This is a genomic window from Cellulomonas sp. NPDC057328, from assembly GCF_042667215.1.
Taxonomy (GTDB): Bacteria; Actinomycetota; Actinomycetes; order Actinomycetales; family Cellulomonadaceae; genus Cellulomonas.
Genome location: NZ_JBHUZW010000032.1, coordinates 1 through 17,386 on the forward strand (window position 1 = coordinate 1; position 17,386 = coordinate 17,386).

General features: G+C 75.3%; 11 protein-coding genes and 1 tRNA gene. 4 read left to right on the plus strand and 8 right to left on the minus strand.

The features are described 5' to 3' along the window. Positions 1-52: 52 nt before the first annotated feature. The 4 genes from ACFUMH_RS08090 to ACFUMH_RS08105 form a co-directional block, all read right to left on the minus strand. Positions 53-739: an ANTAR domain-containing response regulator gene (locus tag ACFUMH_RS08090; protein WP_378203112.1), complete on the minus strand. Its 687-nt coding sequence runs from the start codon at positions 737-739 to the stop codon at positions 53-55. A gap of 120 nt (positions 740-859) precedes the next feature. Continuing rightward, positions 860-941: transfer RNA gene (locus ACFUMH_RS08095), tRNA-Leu, on the minus strand. A gap of 220 nt (positions 942-1,161) precedes the next feature. Further along, entirely contained in the window at positions 1,162-2,490 is a 1,329-nt protein-coding gene (locus tag ACFUMH_RS08100; RefSeq protein WP_378203116.1) for an ABC transporter substrate-binding protein, read from the minus strand. A gap of 101 nt (positions 2,491-2,591) precedes the next feature. Then, entirely contained in the window at positions 2,592-3,674 is a 1,083-nt protein-coding gene (locus tag ACFUMH_RS08105) for a substrate-binding domain-containing protein (RefSeq protein ID WP_378203119.1), read from the minus strand. A gap of 91 nt (positions 3,675-3,765) precedes the next feature. Here ACFUMH_RS08105 and ACFUMH_RS08110 point away from each other — a divergent pair, with 91 nt between their 5' ends. The 4 genes from ACFUMH_RS08110 to ACFUMH_RS08125 all read left to right on the plus strand — a co-directional run bounded on the left by ACFUMH_RS08110 (position 3,766) and on the right by ACFUMH_RS08125 (position 8,561). Beyond that, entirely contained in the window at positions 3,766-5,763 is a 1,998-nt protein-coding gene (locus ACFUMH_RS08110) for a DUF2264 domain-containing protein (protein ID WP_378203122.1), read from the plus strand. Beyond that, positions 5,760-6,758, plus strand: a complete 999-nt coding sequence (locus ACFUMH_RS08115; RefSeq protein ID WP_378203125.1) for a hydroxyacid dehydrogenase — start codon at positions 5,760-5,762, stop codon at positions 6,756-6,758. Before ACFUMH_RS08110 ends, ACFUMH_RS08115 begins: the two co-directional genes overlap by 4 nt. A 67-nt stretch (positions 6,759-6,825) precedes the next feature. Further along, positions 6,826-7,572: an MBL fold metallo-hydrolase gene (locus ACFUMH_RS08120; protein ID WP_378203128.1), complete on the plus strand. Its 747-nt coding sequence runs from the start codon at positions 6,826-6,828 to the stop codon at positions 7,570-7,572. 83 nt (positions 7,573-7,655) lie between these two features. After that, positions 7,656-8,561 (plus strand): hypothetical protein, encoded by a 906-nt coding sequence (locus tag ACFUMH_RS08125; protein WP_378203131.1) that lies wholly within the window; start codon positions 7,656-7,658, stop codon positions 8,559-8,561. A gap of 5 nt (positions 8,562-8,566) precedes the next feature. Here ACFUMH_RS08125 and ACFUMH_RS08130 read toward each other — a convergent pair whose 3' ends face one another. From ACFUMH_RS08130 to gltB, 4 genes are all read right to left on the minus strand, one after another. After that, the gene (locus ACFUMH_RS08130; RefSeq protein ID WP_378203134.1) at positions 8,567-9,574 is read right to left on the minus strand and encodes an RDD family protein; all 1,008 of its coding nucleotides are present in this window, start codon (positions 9,572-9,574) and stop codon (positions 8,567-8,569) included. A 146-nt stretch (positions 9,575-9,720) separates the two neighbouring features. Further along, on the minus strand, positions 9,721-11,157 hold the full coding sequence (gene pyk / locus ACFUMH_RS08135) for a pyruvate kinase (RefSeq protein WP_378203136.1): 1,437 nt from the start codon (positions 11,155-11,157) through the stop codon (positions 9,721-9,723). A 124-nt stretch (positions 11,158-11,281) separates the two neighbouring features. Next, entirely contained in the window at positions 11,282-12,748 is a 1,467-nt protein-coding gene (locus ACFUMH_RS08140) for a glutamate synthase subunit beta (protein ID WP_378203139.1), read from the minus strand. Further along, positions 12,741-17,306: a glutamate synthase large subunit gene (gene gltB, locus ACFUMH_RS08145; RefSeq protein WP_378203141.1), complete on the minus strand. Its 4,566-nt coding sequence runs from the start codon at positions 17,304-17,306 to the stop codon at positions 12,741-12,743. Before gltB ends, ACFUMH_RS08140 begins: the two co-directional genes overlap by 8 nt. Positions 17,307-17,386: the final 80 nt, after the last annotated feature.

Genomic DNA, 17,386 nt, shown 5'->3' on the forward strand with positions numbered 1-17,386 from the left:
GGCCGGCACCAGGGTGCCGACCGGGCTCTCGCGCGTGACGCGGAGGGGGACGTCAGGAGGACGCGCCGCCGACCTGCTCGATGACCGCGTCGGCCACCTCGCGCATCGTCAGGCGCCGGTCCATGGACGTCTTCTGGATCCAGCGGAACGACTCGGGCTCCGTCAGGCCCATCTTCGTCATGAGCAGGCCCTTGGCGCGGTCCACGCGCTTGCGCGTCTCGAACCGCTCGGCGAGGTCGGCGACCTCGGACTCGAGCGCCGTGATCTGCGCGTAGCGGGAGATCGCGATCTCCACCGCCGGCAGCAGGTCCGCCGGGCTGAACGGCTTGACGACGTACGCCATCGCGCCGGCGTCGCGCGCCCGCTCCACGAGCTCGGTCTGCGAGAAGGCCGTGAGCAGGACGACCGGTGCGAGGTGGGCCTTGGCGATCCGCTCCGCCGCGGAGATGCCGTCGAGCACCGGCATCTTGACGTCCATGACGACGACGTCCGGCTTCAGCTCGGTCGCGAGCTCGACGGCCCGCTCGCCGTCGCCGGCCTCGCCGACGACCTCGAAGCCCGCCTCGGTGAGCGTCTCGACGACGTCCATCCGGATGAGCGCCTCGTCCTCGGCGACCACCGCGCGGCGGGGCGGGCGGCCCGCGGCCGGGGCGGGAGCAGCGGGTGCGGGCTCGGCCGTCGGCAGGTCGAGCCCGGCGGGGGCGTCCTCGGTGGGCTCGGGGGTGGCGTCCGTGGTCACGAGCACAGCGTAGTGCCCCACCCCGTGCCGTCGCGGGTGCGTCGGGGTGGTCGTCGTCACGCGCCGGGACGGCGGCGGCCGGTGCGTCCCGCGACCGGGTCGCACCGGCCGGCGCGCGCGTGCCCCCGGAGGGACTCGAACCCTCACGCCTCGCGGCGCTCGATTTTGAGTCGAGTGCGTCTGCCGATTCCGCCACGGGGGCCGTGCACGCACGAGCCTAGTGGGCGGGACGACCGTCCCCGGTTCCCCGCTCCGGCCCACGCCGTAGACGGACGCGCCGAGGGGTGGCGGGACGACCCGCCACCCCTCGGCACCGCACCCGGTGCGCTCTCCCCCGCGCTCGCGCGCCCGGTCGACGGGTGCGCCGGCCCGCGCCGCGGCAGGCGCCGACCGGTCACGGGCGGGTCGGCCCGCCCGCGGTCTTAGCCGCCGAGCACGAGGTCCGCCTCGGCGAACCACTCGTCCACCGCGTCCTCGACCGACAGGTTCCCGTAGCCCAGCTCCTGACCGATGGTCGTGAACGCCGCCTCGAGGGTGCCGAAGCCCGCGACCGGGGGCGGCGGGGAGCTCGTCAGGCGCGGCTCGAGCGCGCGCTCGTACTCGAGGATCTGCGCGTCGAGCCCGGTCGGCTCGACGCCGTCCAGCGCGGTCGTCGACGCCGGCACGCCGCGGGACATCCCGAAGATCTCGCCGACGCGCGGGTCGTTCGTGAGGAAGTCGATCAGCGCGGCCGCCTCCTCGGGGTGCGCGCTGCTCGCACCGACGGACAGCATCAGCGACGGCTTGAGGAACAGGCCGGACTCCTGGGGGTCGTCCGCGGGCGGGGGGAGCAGGACCAGCTGCGGGGACGCGCTGCCCTCGCTGTAGCGCACGAGGAAGTTGTCCCAGCTGATGTCGGCGGCCGCCTCGCCGATGCCGAGCGCGTCGACGCCCTCGAGCTGGGCGAGCCGCTCGGGCGGCAGGAACGCGTCGGACGCGTGCAGCGCGGGCGAGCGCCCCCACCACGCCGCGAGGTCCTCCCGCGTGAAGCCGAACCCGCCGTCCTCGAACATCGCCTTGCCCTGCTGGCCGAGCCACACCTGGAAGAGCCAGAAGATCTGCGTGTAGTCGACCGACCCGTGCACCGCCGGCTCGCGGCCGGCGCCCGCGGCCGCCACGGACGCGAGCAGCGCGTCGTACTCGTCCCACGTGAGGTCGCCCTCCGGCGCCGGCACGCCCAGCTCGCCGAGCAGCGCGGTGTTCAGCTGCAGCGCGAGCGTGTTCGTGCTGGTGGGGATCGCGAACGTCTCCCCCTCGACCTGGGCCGCGGGCAGCAGCTGCTCGGGCAGCGCGTCGACGTCGATCGCCTCGCCGAGGTGCTCGTCGAGCGGCGCGATGCGCCCGGTGGACGCGTACTCGGTGAGGTACGCGAGGTCCATCTGCAGCACGTCGGGCAGGCCGCCGGCGGCCGCCTCGGTGCTGCGCGCTGTCCAGTAGTCGCCCCAGGACGCGAAGCCGGTGCGGACGTCGACGCCGGGGTACTCGTCCTCGAAGAGCGCCACGGCCTCCTCGTACCGGTCGGCCCGGCTCGTGTCGCCCCACCAGGTGAAGCGCAGGACGGTCGCGCCGTCGTCGGACGCCTCGGTGCTGCCGCCGGTGCAGGCGGCCGTGAGCGCCAGGACGGCGGCCGCCGCCGTCAGCCCGAGGCGTCGACCACCCCGTCGTCCCCGCCCGTCGTGCCGGGGCGTCGCCCCGCGCGCCTGCGCTGCCATGTGAGCCTCCTCGCTCGCCGTGCGCCCGTCCGGCTCCGTCGCCGGACGCCACCACCCTGCGACGTCGGTCGGCCCCGCCGTGCGGGGACGGACAAAAACGATCAGGCGGCCGCGCCGCACGACGCCCGGACGGTGAGGTGGGGCAGCAGCTGGACGTGCCGCGGCGGGCGCGTGGCGCGGGCGTCGCCGCCGATGCGGTCGACGACCATCCGCAGCGCCTCCTCCCCGAGCTCGCGGCGCGGCGACGTCACGGCGGTCAGCGGCACGGCCGCGAGCTCGGCGTTCTCGTCGTCGTACGCGACGACCGCGAGGTCGGCCGGGACGCCCAGCCCGCGGTCGAGCGCTGTCTCCACGAGGCGCGCGGCGTGGTCGTCGGTGTGCACGAGCGCGGCGCGGGTCCGGTTCGCGCGGCAGGCGTCGAGGAACGCGTCGAGCGCCGCGTCGAGCGCCTCGGGGTCGTCCTCGCCCTTGGGCAGGGACACCACGGGCGCCGGCCGCAGACCGAGGTCAGCCACCGCCTGCGCGTACCCGTCGCGGACCGAGGGCGCCGTCGGCGTGCGGTCGAACGAGGCGAGCGCCACCGCGTCGTGGCCGAGGCGCGCCAGGTGCTCGACCGCGAGGACAGCCCCGTGCGTGTGGTCCGTGCGGGCGCTGTCGACCGCGGCGAGCGCCGCCGTGCGCCCGGTGCTGCGCTCGAGCAGCACGGTCGGCACCGGCAGCCCCGCGAGCCACGCGGCGACCTCCGCGTCCGGGCGGTCGCGCGTCGTGGGCGCCACCACGAGGCCCTGCGCGCCCAGCGACAGCAGCCGCTCGACCTGCTTGCGCTCGGCGTCGGGCCGGTAGTGCGACACCCCGAGCACCAGCCGCGCGCGCAGCGAGGGCGCCACGGCCTCCATGCCGCGCACCACGAGCGGGAAGTGGGCGCTGGCGCTCGGGACGACGACACCGACCAGCGCGCGTGCGGCCCGGGGCTCGCGGGCACCCTCCACCGCGATGGCGCCGCCGTGCACACGGGCCAGGCGACCGGCGCGGTCGAGCTCGACGATGTCGCGCCGCACGGTGACCTCGGAGACACCCAGCTCGGCGGCGGCCCGCCCCGCACGCACGCTCCCGCGCAGCTCGACCTCGCGCAGCAGGTACTCGTGGCGCGCGCGGGGCAGCAGGGACCTCGTGGGTCGCGTCATCGCGGGCTCCTCGGGCGGTCGCGGGACGGGTGGATGATCGAAACTGTCCGATCCCGCCCGGTGCCGGCCGACCCTAGCGCAGGCTCGGGGCATGGCCGTGCTCGACGACGAGACCCCCGCCCGCACCGCACCCGACGACGGACGGCAGCGCTGGCTGTCCGTCGCCGACGACCTCCTGCGGGCCGTGCGGCCGTACGCCTCGCCGGGGCACGCGCAGCTCGCGCTGCCCGGACCGGTCAGCGCGTCCGGCGCGTGGAGCGACGGGCTCGAGGGGTACGCGCGGACGTTCCTGCTCGCCGCGTTCCGCGTCGGCGGCGAGCGCGGCGCGGACCCCGACGGGCTGCTCGAGCGCTACGCGTCCGGGCTGGCCGCCGGCACCGACCCGGCGAGCCCCGAGCGCTGGCCGCGCATGACGGAGCGCCGGCAGGCCGTCGTGGAGGCGGCGTCGGTCGCCGTGGCGCTGGCCGAGACGCGCCCCTGGCTGTGGGACCGGCTGGACGAGGGCGTCCGGCAGCGGGTCGTCGACTGGTTCGCGAACATCGTGGGCACCAGCGGCTACCGCAACAACTGGCTGTGGTTCCAGGACGTCGTCGAGGGCTTCCTGGCGGAGGTGGGCGGGCCGTGGAGCCAGGACGACCTCGACCGGAACGACGCCCTGCGCGAGGACCTGTACGTCGGCGACGGCTGGTACTCCGACGGACGCGGCCGCGACGGCGAGCGGCAGAGCTTCGACCACTACGCGGGCTGGGCGTGGCACCTCTACCCGCTGCTGCACGCCCGGCTGCGGAAGCGGCCGCTCGACGCCGTGCACGCGCAGCGCCTGCACGCGTTCCTCGACCAGGCGCGGCACCTCGTCGGCACGTCCGGCGCGCCGCTGCTGCAGGGACGGTCCGTCACCTACCGCGCGGCCGTGCTGGCACCCGTGTGGGCAGGCGCGCTCGCCGGCGCGACGCCGCTGGACCCGGGCGAGACGCGCACCCTCGCGTCCGGGGTGCTCGAGCACTTCCTCGCCGCCGGCGCGGTGGACGCGCGCGGGCTCCTGCCGATCGGCTGGCACGGGCCGTTCCCGGCCCTGCGGCAGCTGTACTCGGGTGGCGCGTCGCCGTACTGGGCGAGCAAGGCGTTCCTGGGGCTGCTGCTGCCCGCGGACCACGCGGTGTGGACCGCGCCCGCGCCGGCCGTCCCGGCGGGGCCGCCGGAGGTCGTCGCGATGCCCGCGCCGGGGTGGCTGGTCGTGCGGACTCCGCGCGACGGCGTCGTCCGCGTCCTCAACCACGGCTCCGACCGGGTGCTCGAGCCGACCACGGCGCCCCGCGCCGACGACCCGTTCTACCGCCGGCTCGGGTACTCGACGACGACCTCGCCGCAGCTGACGCGCGACGCGGTCGCGGCCCCGCTCGAGTCGCACACCGCGCTGCTCGACGCGGCGGGCGCGCCCTCCCACCGCGACGCGGTCCGCCGCGTGCACCTGGGCGCGACCTCCGCGGTGTCGCGCTCCGACGTGCACTGGCTCGACGTCCCCGGCTCCCCCGCGGCCGCGGACCACGCCGCGTGGGCGGGTGTCCGGCGCGGGCCCGCCCTCACCACCGCCTCGGTCGTGCACGGCGTGCACGAGCTGCGGCTCGCGTGGTGGCGGCCCGCGGCGGACGACCCGGTCGGGCGCCCCGACGCGGCCGCGGCCTGGCCCGCCGACCCCGGCCCGTGGCGTGCCCACCTGGGCGGCTGGCCGCTCGCCGCCGCCGAGCGCGACGACGTCCGCGTCGAGCGGACGGCGGACCGCGTGGTCCTGCGCCGCGCCGACGGCACGCTCAGCGCCGTGCGGGCCGTCGCCGGGCTCGACGAGCCGGGGGTCACCTGGCGCGACGGCGCGGACCCGTTCGCGCGGTGGTCGGCGACGCCGTGGCTGCGCGGCACCGCGCCCGTCGCCGCCGGCCAGGTCGTGGCCGCGCTCGTGGTGCTCGCGGGGAGACCCATGGACGTCGACCTCGACGTCGTCGCCGCGGTCGAGGCGCGAGGCGCGGACGTCGTCGTGCGGTGGCGCGACGGACGCACGGACGTCGTGCCCGCCGGGACGGAGCTCGCGGCGTGAGCGGGCCCGCAGCCGCCGTCGTGCTCGGGGACGCCGCGCTCCTGCCCCGCCTGCTGGACGCGCGCGCGCTCGACGAGCTGCGCGCGCACGTCGACCTGCGCGACGACGTCGTGACGCCCGCCTCCGTCGCGCAGGCCGGGCTCGACGACGTCGCCGTGCTCGTCACGGGCTGGGGCGCGCCGCCCCTCGACGCCGCCGCGCTCGACGCGATGCCGTGCCTGCGTCTCGTCGTGCACACGGCCGGCACGGTCAAGTCCCTCGTCACGCCGGCGGTCTGGGAGCGCGGGGTGCGGGTGTCGAGCGGTGCCGCGACGAACGCCGTGCCCGTCGCCGAGTACGCCTTGGCCATGGTGCTGCTGGCCGGCAAGCGCGTCGGCGAGGCCGCCGAGCACTACGCGACGGGTCGCCGGCTCGACGCCTGGCGCCCGGCCGGCGAGGTCGGCAACAACGGTGCGACGGTCGGTGTGGTCGGGGCATCACGCACCGGGCGCCGCCTGCTCGAGCTGCTGCGCCCGTTCGACCTGCGCCCGCTCCTGCACGACCCGTCCGTGACGCCCGCGCAGGCCACGGCGCTCGGTGCCGAGCTGCTGCCGCTCGACGCGCTCCTGACGGCCTCGGACGTGGTCACGCTGCACGCGCCCGCGCTCCCCGCCACCCACCGCATGATCGGCGCCGCCCAGCTCGCCCGGATGCGCGACGGGACGACGCTGCTCAACACGGCCCGCGGCAGCCTCGTCGACACCGACGCACTCACCGCCGAGGTGCTGCGCGGGCGGCTGCGCGCGGTGCTCGACGTGACCGACCCCGAGCCGCTGCCGCCCGACCACCCGCTGTTCGACGCCCCCGGGGCCGTGCTCACGCCGCACGTGGCCGGCTCCCTCGGCAACGAGCTGCGCCGGCTCGGGGACGAGGCGGTCGCCGAGGTCGGGCGGTGGGTGCGCACCGGCGCGCTGCGCTCCGAGGTGCGTGCGGACGACCTCGCGCGCATCGCCTGACACGCACCGCCGCCCGGGCGCGCGGGCACCGGGGACCCCACCTACCGTGGCCCGCAGGAGGTGCACCATGCTGACGACCGACGTCGCGCCCGGGGTCCACCGGCTCGCGCACGCGTACGTGAACTGCTACCTGGTCGAGGGCGACGACGGCCGCCTGACGATCGTCGACACCGGCCTGCCCGACACCTGGCCGCTGCTCGGCCACGCCGTGCGCGCGCTGGGCCGCCGCCCCGACGACGTCGCCGCGGTGGTCCTCACGCACGCGCACTTCGACCACACGGGCTCGGCCGCCGCGGCGCAGCGCCGGCTGGGCGTGCCGATCTGGGTGCACCCCGAGGACGCCACGCTGGCGGCGCACCCGTACCAGTACCTGCACGAGCGCCCCCGCGCCGCGTACCCGGTCCGCCACCCGCTCGGCCTCGTGCCGCTCACGGCGATGCTGGCCGCCGGCGCGTGGCGCGTCCCCGGCGTCACCGGCACGACGCCGATCCCGACGGAGGGCGCCCTGCCGGTGCCCGGCTCGCCCGTCGTCGTCCTCTCCCCCGGCCACACCCTCGGCCACGTCGCGCTGCACCTGCCGGACCGGGACGCGCTCCTGTCCGGCGACGCCCTCGTGACCCTCGACCCGTACACCTACGGGCGCGGACCGCAGATCGTGGCCGGCGCGGCCACCGCCGACAGCGTGCAGGCGCTCGCGTCGCTCGACGCGCTGGCGGCCACGGGCGCGTCCGTCGTCCTGCCCGGGCACGGCGAGCCGTGGACGGAGGGCGTCGCGTCCGCCGTCGAGCACGCGCACCGGGTCGGCCCGCACTGACGGGCGCCGCACCACGGTCCGCCGGGGGCCTCGGTGCCGGAGCGTCGCCCGCCCGGCGGTCTCGTCGTCGTGGAGGTGAGGACGTGAGCAGCACGGCGCCGGACGGCGTCGCCCCGAACGCGGCCCCGCCCGGGCCCGGGGCGGACCTCGACGTCCTGTCGGAGCGGCGCGCGGTCCGCGACACCTACCGCAGCCTGCGGCTCGCGCTGGTGGCGCTCGTGGTGCTCCTCGGGGCCGCCGTCGCGCTGGAGGCGGTCGCGGCGCGCTGCTGGCAGACGTCCGTGAGCGCGTACTACTGGACCGGCGCGCACGACCCGCTCGTCGGCGCGCTCTGCGCGATCGGCGTCGTCCTGCTCGTCTACCGCAGCTCCTCGGACCTCGAGAACACGGCGCTCGACCTGGCCGGTGCCCTCGCGCTCGTCGTCGCCCTGACACCGACCGGCCAGGAACCGACGTGTGCGGCTGCCACGGCGCCCGAGGTGCCCGTCGACGTCGTCCCCGGCGTGCAGACCGGCATCGGCGCGCTGCTCGTCGCGGGGACCCTCGCGGCCGCGGTGCGGCTCGTCGTCCGGCGCCGGTCGGCGCTGACCCGCCTCGACCGCGTCGTGCGTGTCGTCACGGGTGTGCTGCTCGCCGGGCTCGGTGCCCTCTTCCTCCTCGACGCCGACCGCTTCGCCACGACGGCGCACGACCTCGCCGCCGTCGGCCTCTTCCTCGCGACCGCCGCGGTCGTCCTCCTGCGCGCGTTCCGGGCACGCGCCGTCTCCGCGCGGTGGGCGGGCGCGTACTCCGCCGTCGGGGTGGCGCTGGTGCTGGCCCTCGCCACCGTCGTCGCGCTGCGGGCCACCGTGCCGACGTGGCGGCACGCGGTGCTCGTCACCGAGGCGGCGCTCGTGGTTCTGTTCGCGGTGTTCTGGGTGCTGCAGACGATCGAGCTCTGGGGCACGGACGGGCCGCGCCGGAGCGGCCCGGCCCGCACCGCTGCCTAGGTGTCCTAGGGCCGCGCCGGCGCGACGTCGGTGCCGCGGAGGTCGACGACGGCGCTGCACGTGGCGACCTCGCCCACGGCGGTCCGCAGCCGCGCCTCCAGCCCGAGACGCTCGACGCCGTCCGTGTCCACGCGGGGCAGCGTGAGCGACCACTGCGCCGCGCCGTCGTCGTCCGCCGGCGCCGTGGTGGTCCACGTCCGCCCGTCGTCGAGGTCCGTCGCGACGACGGAGATCTCCGTCGGCGGCAGGGGCATCGACGCCGCGCCGCCCCACCACTGCACGGTGACGCCTGACGGGTCCACGCGCGTGCGCTCCCACCACCCGAACCGTCGCTCGCGGGTCCAGTGCACCTCCCGGACGACCTCGGCGACCAGTCCGGTCTCCGGCGGCACGACGCAGTCCTCGCCCAGCGTGCGCGACGACCCGCCGGCCGACCACGTCGGGAACGCACCGCCCACGCCCAGCACCACGAGCACCACGGCGGCCACGGTCAGGCCGCGCCCCACCGCGGACGGGCCCGACGGCGGCGCCCAGCCGGGCGGTCGTCGCGCGGCGAGCACGCGCGTGCCGACGACCTGGTCCGCGAACGTCCGCCCGTGGACGTCCAGCCCCGCGCGCACGTAGCCGAGGAGCAGGAACGCGTCGAGCAGGTGCGCGAGCTGGCGCAGCAGCGTGCGCAGCATGCCGACCGGCCGACCTGTGACCGCGTCGACGACCACGATGCCGACGGCGCGCTTGCCCGGAGTGGCCCCGGTCCACGCCTGCAGGGCGGCGAGGGCGGCGACCGCCCCCACCAGCACGGCCGACGACGTCCACGGCGCGGCGTCCGTCCCGGACACCGGGCCGAGCCCCGGCCACAGCCGGGGCGCCGAGGCGTCGGTGCCGAGCGTCAGCCACGCGAGCGCCGCGAGCACCGCGCTGTCGAGCACGACGGCCACGACGCGCGACCACCACCACGCCACGCGAGCGTGGTGCACCTCGGCGACGGGCAGGGCGTGCGCGACGGCGGTCACCGCCACATCCTGGCAGCGCGCCGCGGCCCGCGGGGCCGGTCCACGTGCCCGACGTCGGGCACTGCCGGACGCACACCGCGCCCGCCACCGGATGCGCGACGGCCGCCGCCCGGGTCGGGCGACGGCCGTCGAGACCTGCAGGTGCGTCAGGCGATGCGGGTGCGGGTCTGCTCCTCGTCACCGATCTTGTGCACGACGACCGTGTTGGTCGACCCGACGACGCCCACGGGCGTGCCGGCGACGACGACCACGTAGTCGCCCACCTCGGCGAGGCCGTTGGCGCGCAGCGTCTGGTCCACCTGGCTGACCATGACGTCCGTGCTCTCGACCTCGGGCACCTGGTACGTCTGCACGCCCCACGAGAGGGACAGCAGGTTGCGCACCGACTCCTCGGGCGTGAAGGCGAGCAGCGGGATCGACGAGCGCAGGCGCGACATGCGACGCGCCGAGTCACCGGACTGCGTGAAGGTGACGAGGTACTTCACGCCGATGACCTCGCCGATCTCCGCCGCGGCGCGCGTGATGGCGCCACCGCGCGTCGACGGCACGGACCCGAGGGGCGCGATGCGCTCCCGGCCGAGCTCCTCGGTGCTCTCGATGATGCGGGCCATCGTGCGGACCGCCTCGATCGGGTAGTCGCCGACGCTCGTCTCGCCGGAGAGCATCACCGCGTCGGCGCCGTCGAGCACCGCGTTGGCGCAGTCGGACGCCTCGGCACGCGTCGGGCGCGGGCTCGTGATCATCGACTCGAGCACCTGCGTCGCGACGATGACCGGCTTGGCGTTGCGGCGCGCGAGCTCGACCGCGCGCTTCTGCACGAGCGGCACCTGCTCGAGGGGCAGCTCGACGCCCAGGTCGCCGCGGGCGACCATGATGCCGTCGAACGCCTGGACGATCTCGGTGAGGTTCTCGACGGCCTGCGGCTTCTCGATCTTGGCGACGACCGGGACGACCCGGCCCTCCTCCTCCATGATCCGGCGCACGTCGTCGTAGTCGGCCGCGGTGCGGACGAACGACAGGGCGATGATGTCGGCGCCGACGTTGAGGGCCCAGCGCAGGTCCTCCTCGTCCTTGTCGCTCATCGCGGGCACCGACACGGCGACGCCGGGCAGGTTGAGGCCCTTGTTGTTGGACACCGGGCCCGGGACCTCGACGCGCGTGACGACGTCGTTGCCCTCGACGGACGTGACCCGCACGAGCACCTTGCCGTCGTCGATGAGGATCGGGTCGCCGGGCTTGACGTCGCCCGGCAGGCCCTTGAACGTCGTCGAGACGCGCTCCTTGGTGCCCTCGATGTCGTCCGTGGTGATCGTGAAGACGTCGCCGACGGCGAGCTGGTGCTTGCCCTCGACGAAGCGGCCGAGGCGGATCTTGGGGCCCTGCAGGTCGACGAGGACGGCCACCGACCGGCCCGAGGCCTTGGCCGCGGCACGCACGTTGTCGTACACGCGCTTGTGCACCTCGGTGTCGCCGTGGCTGCGGTTCAGGCGGGCGACGTCCATCCCCGCGTCGACGAGGGCCTGGACCTGCTCGGCCGACTCCGTGGCGGGGCCGATGGTGCAGACGATCTTGGCTCTACGCATGGTTCGAGACTAAGCCTTCCTGGGGTGCCGGCCACAGGCCGGACGTCCCGGCACGGGCCGCGCACCAGCAGGTACGCGGCCCGGGTCGGTTCGAGGGGGTTCGGATCGGGGGACGGGCGGGAGGTCAGGGACGCAGCGCGACGGTGCTGGCGGTGACGGGGACCGGGAGCTCGGAGGACCCGGACAGGTACGCGTCGACCGCGGCGGCCGCGGCGCGGCCCTCGGCGATGGCCCACACGACGAGCGACTGCCCGCGTCCCGCGTCGCCCGCGACGAACACGCCCGGCACGTCGGTCGCGAACTCCTCGTCGCGCGCGACGAGCCCGCGGTCCGTCGTGGTGACGCCGAGCTGGCCGGTCAGCACGTCGGTCTCCGGACCGGTGAAGCCCATCGCGAGCAGCACGAGGTCGGCGGGGATCTCGCGCTCGGTGCCCGCCCTGGGCACGCGGCGGCCGTCGGGCAGGTACTCGGTCTCGGCGACGCGGAGGCGCTGCACGCGCCCGGCGTCGTCGCCGACGAACGCGACCGTGGACGCGAGGTACGCGCGCTCGCCGCCCTCCTCGTGCGAGGACGAGACCTCGAACGTCACCGGGTCGGTCGGCCACGGCTGGTGCGCCGGCCGCTCCTCGGGCGGACGCTTGCCGATGGCCAGCGTCGTCACCGACGCGGCGCCCTGGCGCAGGGCGGTGCCGAGGCAGTCGGAGCCGGTGTCGCCGCCGCCGATGATGACGACGTGCTTGCCCTCGGCCGTGATCTGGCCCGGCACGTCCTTGCCCGCGACGACCGCGTTGGCCTGGTGCAGGTACTCCATCGCGGGGTGGACGCCCGCGAGGTCGAGCCCGTCGACCCGGGGCTGGCGCGGCACGGTGGCGCCGGTCGCGACGACGATCGCGTCGTAGCGTGCCTGCAGCTGCGCCCACGTGACGTCCCGGCCGACCTCGACGCCGGCACGGAAGCGCGTGCCCTCGGCCCGCATCTGCTCGAGCCGGCGGTCGATGTGCTCCTTCTCGAGCTTGAAGTCGGGCACGCCGTAGCGCAGCAGGCCGCCGATCTCGTCGTCGCGCTCGTAGACCGCGACGGTGTGCCCGGCGCGCGTGAGCTGCTGCGCGGCGGCCAGGCCCGCGGGGCCCGACCCGACCACGGCGACGGTGTGCCCGGTCAGGCGCTGCGGCACCTGCGGCGTCACCAGCCCGCGCGCGAACGCCTCGTCGATGATCGTGACCTCGACGTTCTTGATGGTCACCGGCGGCTGGTTGATGCCGAGGACGCAGCTCGACTCGCACGGCGCCGGGCAGATGCGCCCGGTGAACTCGGGGAAGTTGTTCGTCGCGTGCAGGCGGTCGATGGCGTCGGCCCACTGCCCGCGCCACACGAGGTCGTTCCACTCGGGGATGAGGTTCCCGAGCGGGCAGCCGTTGTGGCAGAAGGGGATGCCGCAGTCCATGCAGCGGCCCGCCTGCTCCTTGAGGAACGGCTGGCCGGCGACCAGGTGGGCGTGCACGTCCTTCCAGTCGCGCAGGCGCACCTCGACGGGGCGGTTGGGCGGGAGCTCGCGCTCCCGCACCTTCAGGAAGCCGCGGGGATCAGCCACGGGCCACCTCCAGGATCTTGTCCCACACGCCCGGCGCGGTCGGGTCGAGGCCCTCGGCCTCGGCCGTCGCGAGCGCGCTCCGGACGCGTGCGTACTCGGTGGGCAGCAGGCGCGTGAAGCGCGCCCGGGTGCCCGCGGGGTCCTCGAGGAGCTGGGCCGCCACCGGCGACCCCGTCTCCTCGGCGTGCGCGCGCAGCAGCCGCTCGACCAGCGCCGCGTCGTCGTCGTCCAGGGGCGCGAGCGACAGCTCGCCGGAGCGGACGGCCTCGAGGTTCACCAGCGCCGGCTGCAGGTCGAGCACGTAGGCCGTGCCGCCCGACATGCCGGCGCCGAAGTTGCGGCCGGTCCGGCCGAGCACGACCACCGTGCCGCCCGTCATGTACTCGCAGGCGTGGTCGCCGACGCCCTCGACCACGAGCGTCGCGCCGGAGTTGCGGACGCCGAACCGCTCGCCCACGAGACCGCGCAGGAAGATCTGCCCGTTCGTCGCGCCGTAGCCGATGACGTTGCCCGCGATGACGTTGTGCTCGCTCGAGAGGACCGAGCTGCGGTCCGGCCGTACGACGATCCGGCCGCCGGAGAGGCCCTTGCCGACGTAGTCGTTGGCGTCGCCGAACAAGCGCAGCGTGATGCCCCGCGGCAGGAAGGCGCCGAACGACTGGCCGGCCGACCCGGTCAGGGTCACGTCGATCGTGTCGTCCGGCAGGCCCTGCCCGCCGTACCGCTTGGTGACGTGGTGGCCGAGCATGGTGCCGACGGTGCGGTTCACGTTGCGGACCGGCAGGTCGATGCGCACCGGCTCACCGCGCTCGAGGGCGTCGCCGGCCATCGCGACGAGCTGGTTGTCGAGCGCCCGCGACAGGCCGTGGTCCTGCTGCTTGACGTGGTGCAGCGCGGACCCGGGCAGCGGCTGCGGCTGCGCGAGCACGGGCGTCAGGTCGAGCCCGGCGGCCTTCCAGTGGTCCACGGCCTGGCGCGTGTCGAGCATCTCGACGTGGCCGACCGCCTCCCGGAGGCTGCGGAACCCGAGCTCGGCGAGCAGCTCGCGGACCTCCTGCGCGATGAACTCGAAGAACGTCACGACGAACTCGGGCTTGCCCGTGAACCGGGCCCGCAGCTCGGGGTTCTGCGTCGCGACGCCCACCGGGCACGTGTCGAGGTGGCAGACGCGCATCATGACGCAGCCGGAGACCACGAGGGGCGCCGTCGCGAAGCCGAACTCCTCGGCGCCGAGCAGCGCGCCGACGACCACGTCGCGCCCGGTCTTCAGCTGGCCGTCGACCTGCACCACGACGCGGTCGCGCAGGTCGTTCAGCACGAGCGTCTGCTGGGTCTCGGCGAGGCCGATCTCCCACGGCGTGCCGGCGTGCTTGAGCGACGTCAGCGGCGAGGCGCCGGTGCCGCCGTCGTGGCCGGAGATCAGCACGACGTCGGAGTGCGCCTTGGCGACGCCCGCGGCGATCGTCCCGACGCCGAACTCGCTGACGAGCTTGGTGTGGATGCGCGCCGACGGGTTCGCGTTCTTGGCGTCGTGGATCAGCTGCGCCAGGTCCTCGATGGAGTAGATGTCGTGGTGCGGCGGCGGCGAGATGAGGCCGACGCCCGGCGTCGAGTGCCGCGTCTTCGCCACCCACGGGTACACCTTGTGCCCGGGCAGCTGACCGCCCTCGCCGGGCTTGGCGCCCTGCGCGAGCTTGATCTGGATGTCGTCGGCGTTCGTCAGGTACTCGCTGGTCACGCCGAAGCGGCCGGACGCGATCTGCTTGATCGCCGAGCGGCGCTCGGGGTCGTGCAGACGCTCCGGGTCCTCGCCGCCCTCGCCGGTGTTCGACTTGCCGCCGAGGCGGTTCATCGCGATCGCGAGCGTCTCGTGCGCCTCGGCGGAGATCGACCCGTACGACATGGCGCCCGTCTGGAAGCGCTTGACGATCTCGCTGACCGGCTCCACCTCGTCGACCGGCACGGGCGGGCGCACGCCGTCCTTGAACCGCAGCAGGCCGCGCAGCGTCATCAGCCGCTCCGACTGCTCGTCCACGCGCTGCGTGTACTGGCGGAAGACGTCCATCTGACGCGTGCGCGTCGAGTGCTGGAGCCGGAACACCGTCTCCGGGTCGAAGAGGTGCTCCTCCCCCCCGCGCCGCCACTGGTACTCGCCGCCGACCGCGAGGCGCTGGTGCGCCTGCCGGTTGCCGCTCGCCGGGTACGCGTCGGCGTGGCGCGCCGCCACCTCCGCGGCGATGACGTCGAGGCCGATGCCGCCGAGGCGGCTCGTGGTCCCGGTGAAGTACTTCTCGACGAGCGCGTGGGACAGGCCGATCGCCTCGAAGACCTGCGCGCCGCGGTACGACGCGATCGTCGAGATGCCCATCTTCGACATCACCTTGAGGACGCCCTTGCCGAGCGCCTTGATGAGGTTCGCGACGGCCTTCTCGGGGGCGACGCCCGGCAGGAAGCCGCCACGAGCGAGCTCCTCGACCGACTCCATCGCGAGGTACGGGTTCACCGCCGCGGCGCCGTAGCCGATCAGCAGGGCGACGTGGTGCACCTCGCGCACGTCGCCGGCCTCGACGACGAGCGAGATCTGCGTGCGGGTGTGGCGGCGCAGCGTGTGGTGGTGCACCGCGGACAGCAGCAGCAGCGACGGGATCGGCGCCAGGTCGGCGTCGGAGTTGCGGTCCGACAGGACGAGGAAGCTGACACCCTCCTCGACCGCGCGGTCGACCTCGGCGAAGATCTCCTCGAGCCGCTTCTCGAGGGCCGCTCCCCCGCCGTCGACCTTGTACAGGCCGCGGATCGTGGCCGCGCGGAAGCCGAGCGACGGCTCCTTGGCGACGTGCACGATCTTGGCGAGCTGGTCGTTGTCGAGCACCGGGAACGGCAGCGCGAGCTTGCGCGCGTGCTCGGGCCCGTCGGCCAGCAGGTTCGGCTCGGGGCCGATGGCGCCGCCGATCGACGTCACGAGCTCCTCGCGGATCGCGTCGAGCGGCGGGTTCGTCACCTGCGCGAACATCTGCGTGAAGTAGTCGAACAGCAGCCGGGGGCGCTGCGAGAGCACGGCGACGGGCGTGTCGGAGCCCATCGCCCCGAGCGGCTCCGCACCGGCGGCCGCCATGGGCGACAGGAGGATCTTCAGCTCCTCCTCGGTGTAGCCGAACGCGCGCTGGCGGCGACGCACCGAGGCGCTCGAGTGCGACACGTGGTCACGCTCGGGCAGCTGCTCGAGGCGCACGAGGTTCTCCTCGAGCCACTGCGCGTACGGCCGGCGCGCGGCGAGCTGCGACATGACCTCGGCGTCCGCGACGATCCGGCCCTGGCCGGTGTCGACGAGGAAGAAGATGCCCGGCTCGAGGCGGCCCTTCGCCACCACGGACGCCGGGTCGATCTCCAGCACGCCGGCCTCGGACGCGCAGACGACGAGCCCGTCCTCGGTCACCCAGTAGCGACCCGGGCGCAGGCCGTTGCGGTCCTGCATCGAGCCGATGACCGTGCCGTCGGTGAACGTCATCGCGGCGGGGCCGTCCCACGGCTCCATGAGCGTCGAGTGGTACTCGAAGAACGCGCGCGTCGCCGGGTCCATCTGCGCGTGGTTCTCCCACGGCTCCGGGATCATCATCGTCATCGCGTGCGGCAGCGAGCGGCCGGCGAGGTGCAGCAGCTCGAGCACCTCGTCGAAGCTGCCCGAGTCCGACCCGCCCGGCGTGCACACCGGCAGCAGCGGGGCGAGGTCGCCGAGCGCCTCGGAGGCGAGCATGCCCTCGCGCGCCGCCATCCAGTTGCGGTTGCCGCGCACCGTGTTGATCTCGCCGTTGTGGGCGATCATCCGGAACGGCTGCGCGAGCGGCCACGACGGGAACGTGTTCGTGGAGAAGCGCGAGTGGACGAGCGCGATCTCGGACGCGTAGCGCGGGTCGGACAGGTCCGCGAAGAACGGCTCCAGCTGCCCCGGCGTGAGCATGCCCTTGTAGACGATGGTGCGCGCGGACAGCGAGGCGAAGTAGACGCCGGCCTCCCGCTCGGCCCGCTTGCGCAGGCGGTAGGTGCGCCGGTCCAGCTCGATGCCGGCCAGCTCGCGCGAGGGGTCCGCCACGACGAGCTGGCGGAAGGCGGGCATCGACGCGCGCGCGGTGGGCCCGACGAGGTCCGCGGTGACCACGACCTCGCGCCACGCGAGGACGTCCAGCTTCTCCTCCGCCGCGATGGCCTCGACCGTGCGCACGGCGCGCTGCTGGTCCGCCTCGTCGACGGGCAGGAACGCCATGCCGATCGCGTAGCGGCCGGCGGGCGGCAGCTCCGCGTCGACGACGTCGCGCAGGAAGGCGTCGGGGATCTGGGTGAGGATGCCCGCGCCGTCGCCGCTGTCCTCCTCGGCGCCGACGGCGCCGCGGTGGTCGAGGTTGAGCAGCGCCGTCAGGCCGGCGTCGACGATGTCGCGGCCGGGCGTGCCGCGGAGCGTGGCGACCCAGGCGAACCCGCACGCGTCGTGCTCGGCGGCGGGGTCGTAGAGGCCGTGCCGGGCAGGCGCACCGGGGGCGCCGGGGCTCACGGGCGACGTGGACATCAGCACCGTCCTCACAGTCCCCGGGCTCGGGGCATCGCAACAACAGGGGGGAGTACAGGGACGTCGTCGGCCCGGTGTGG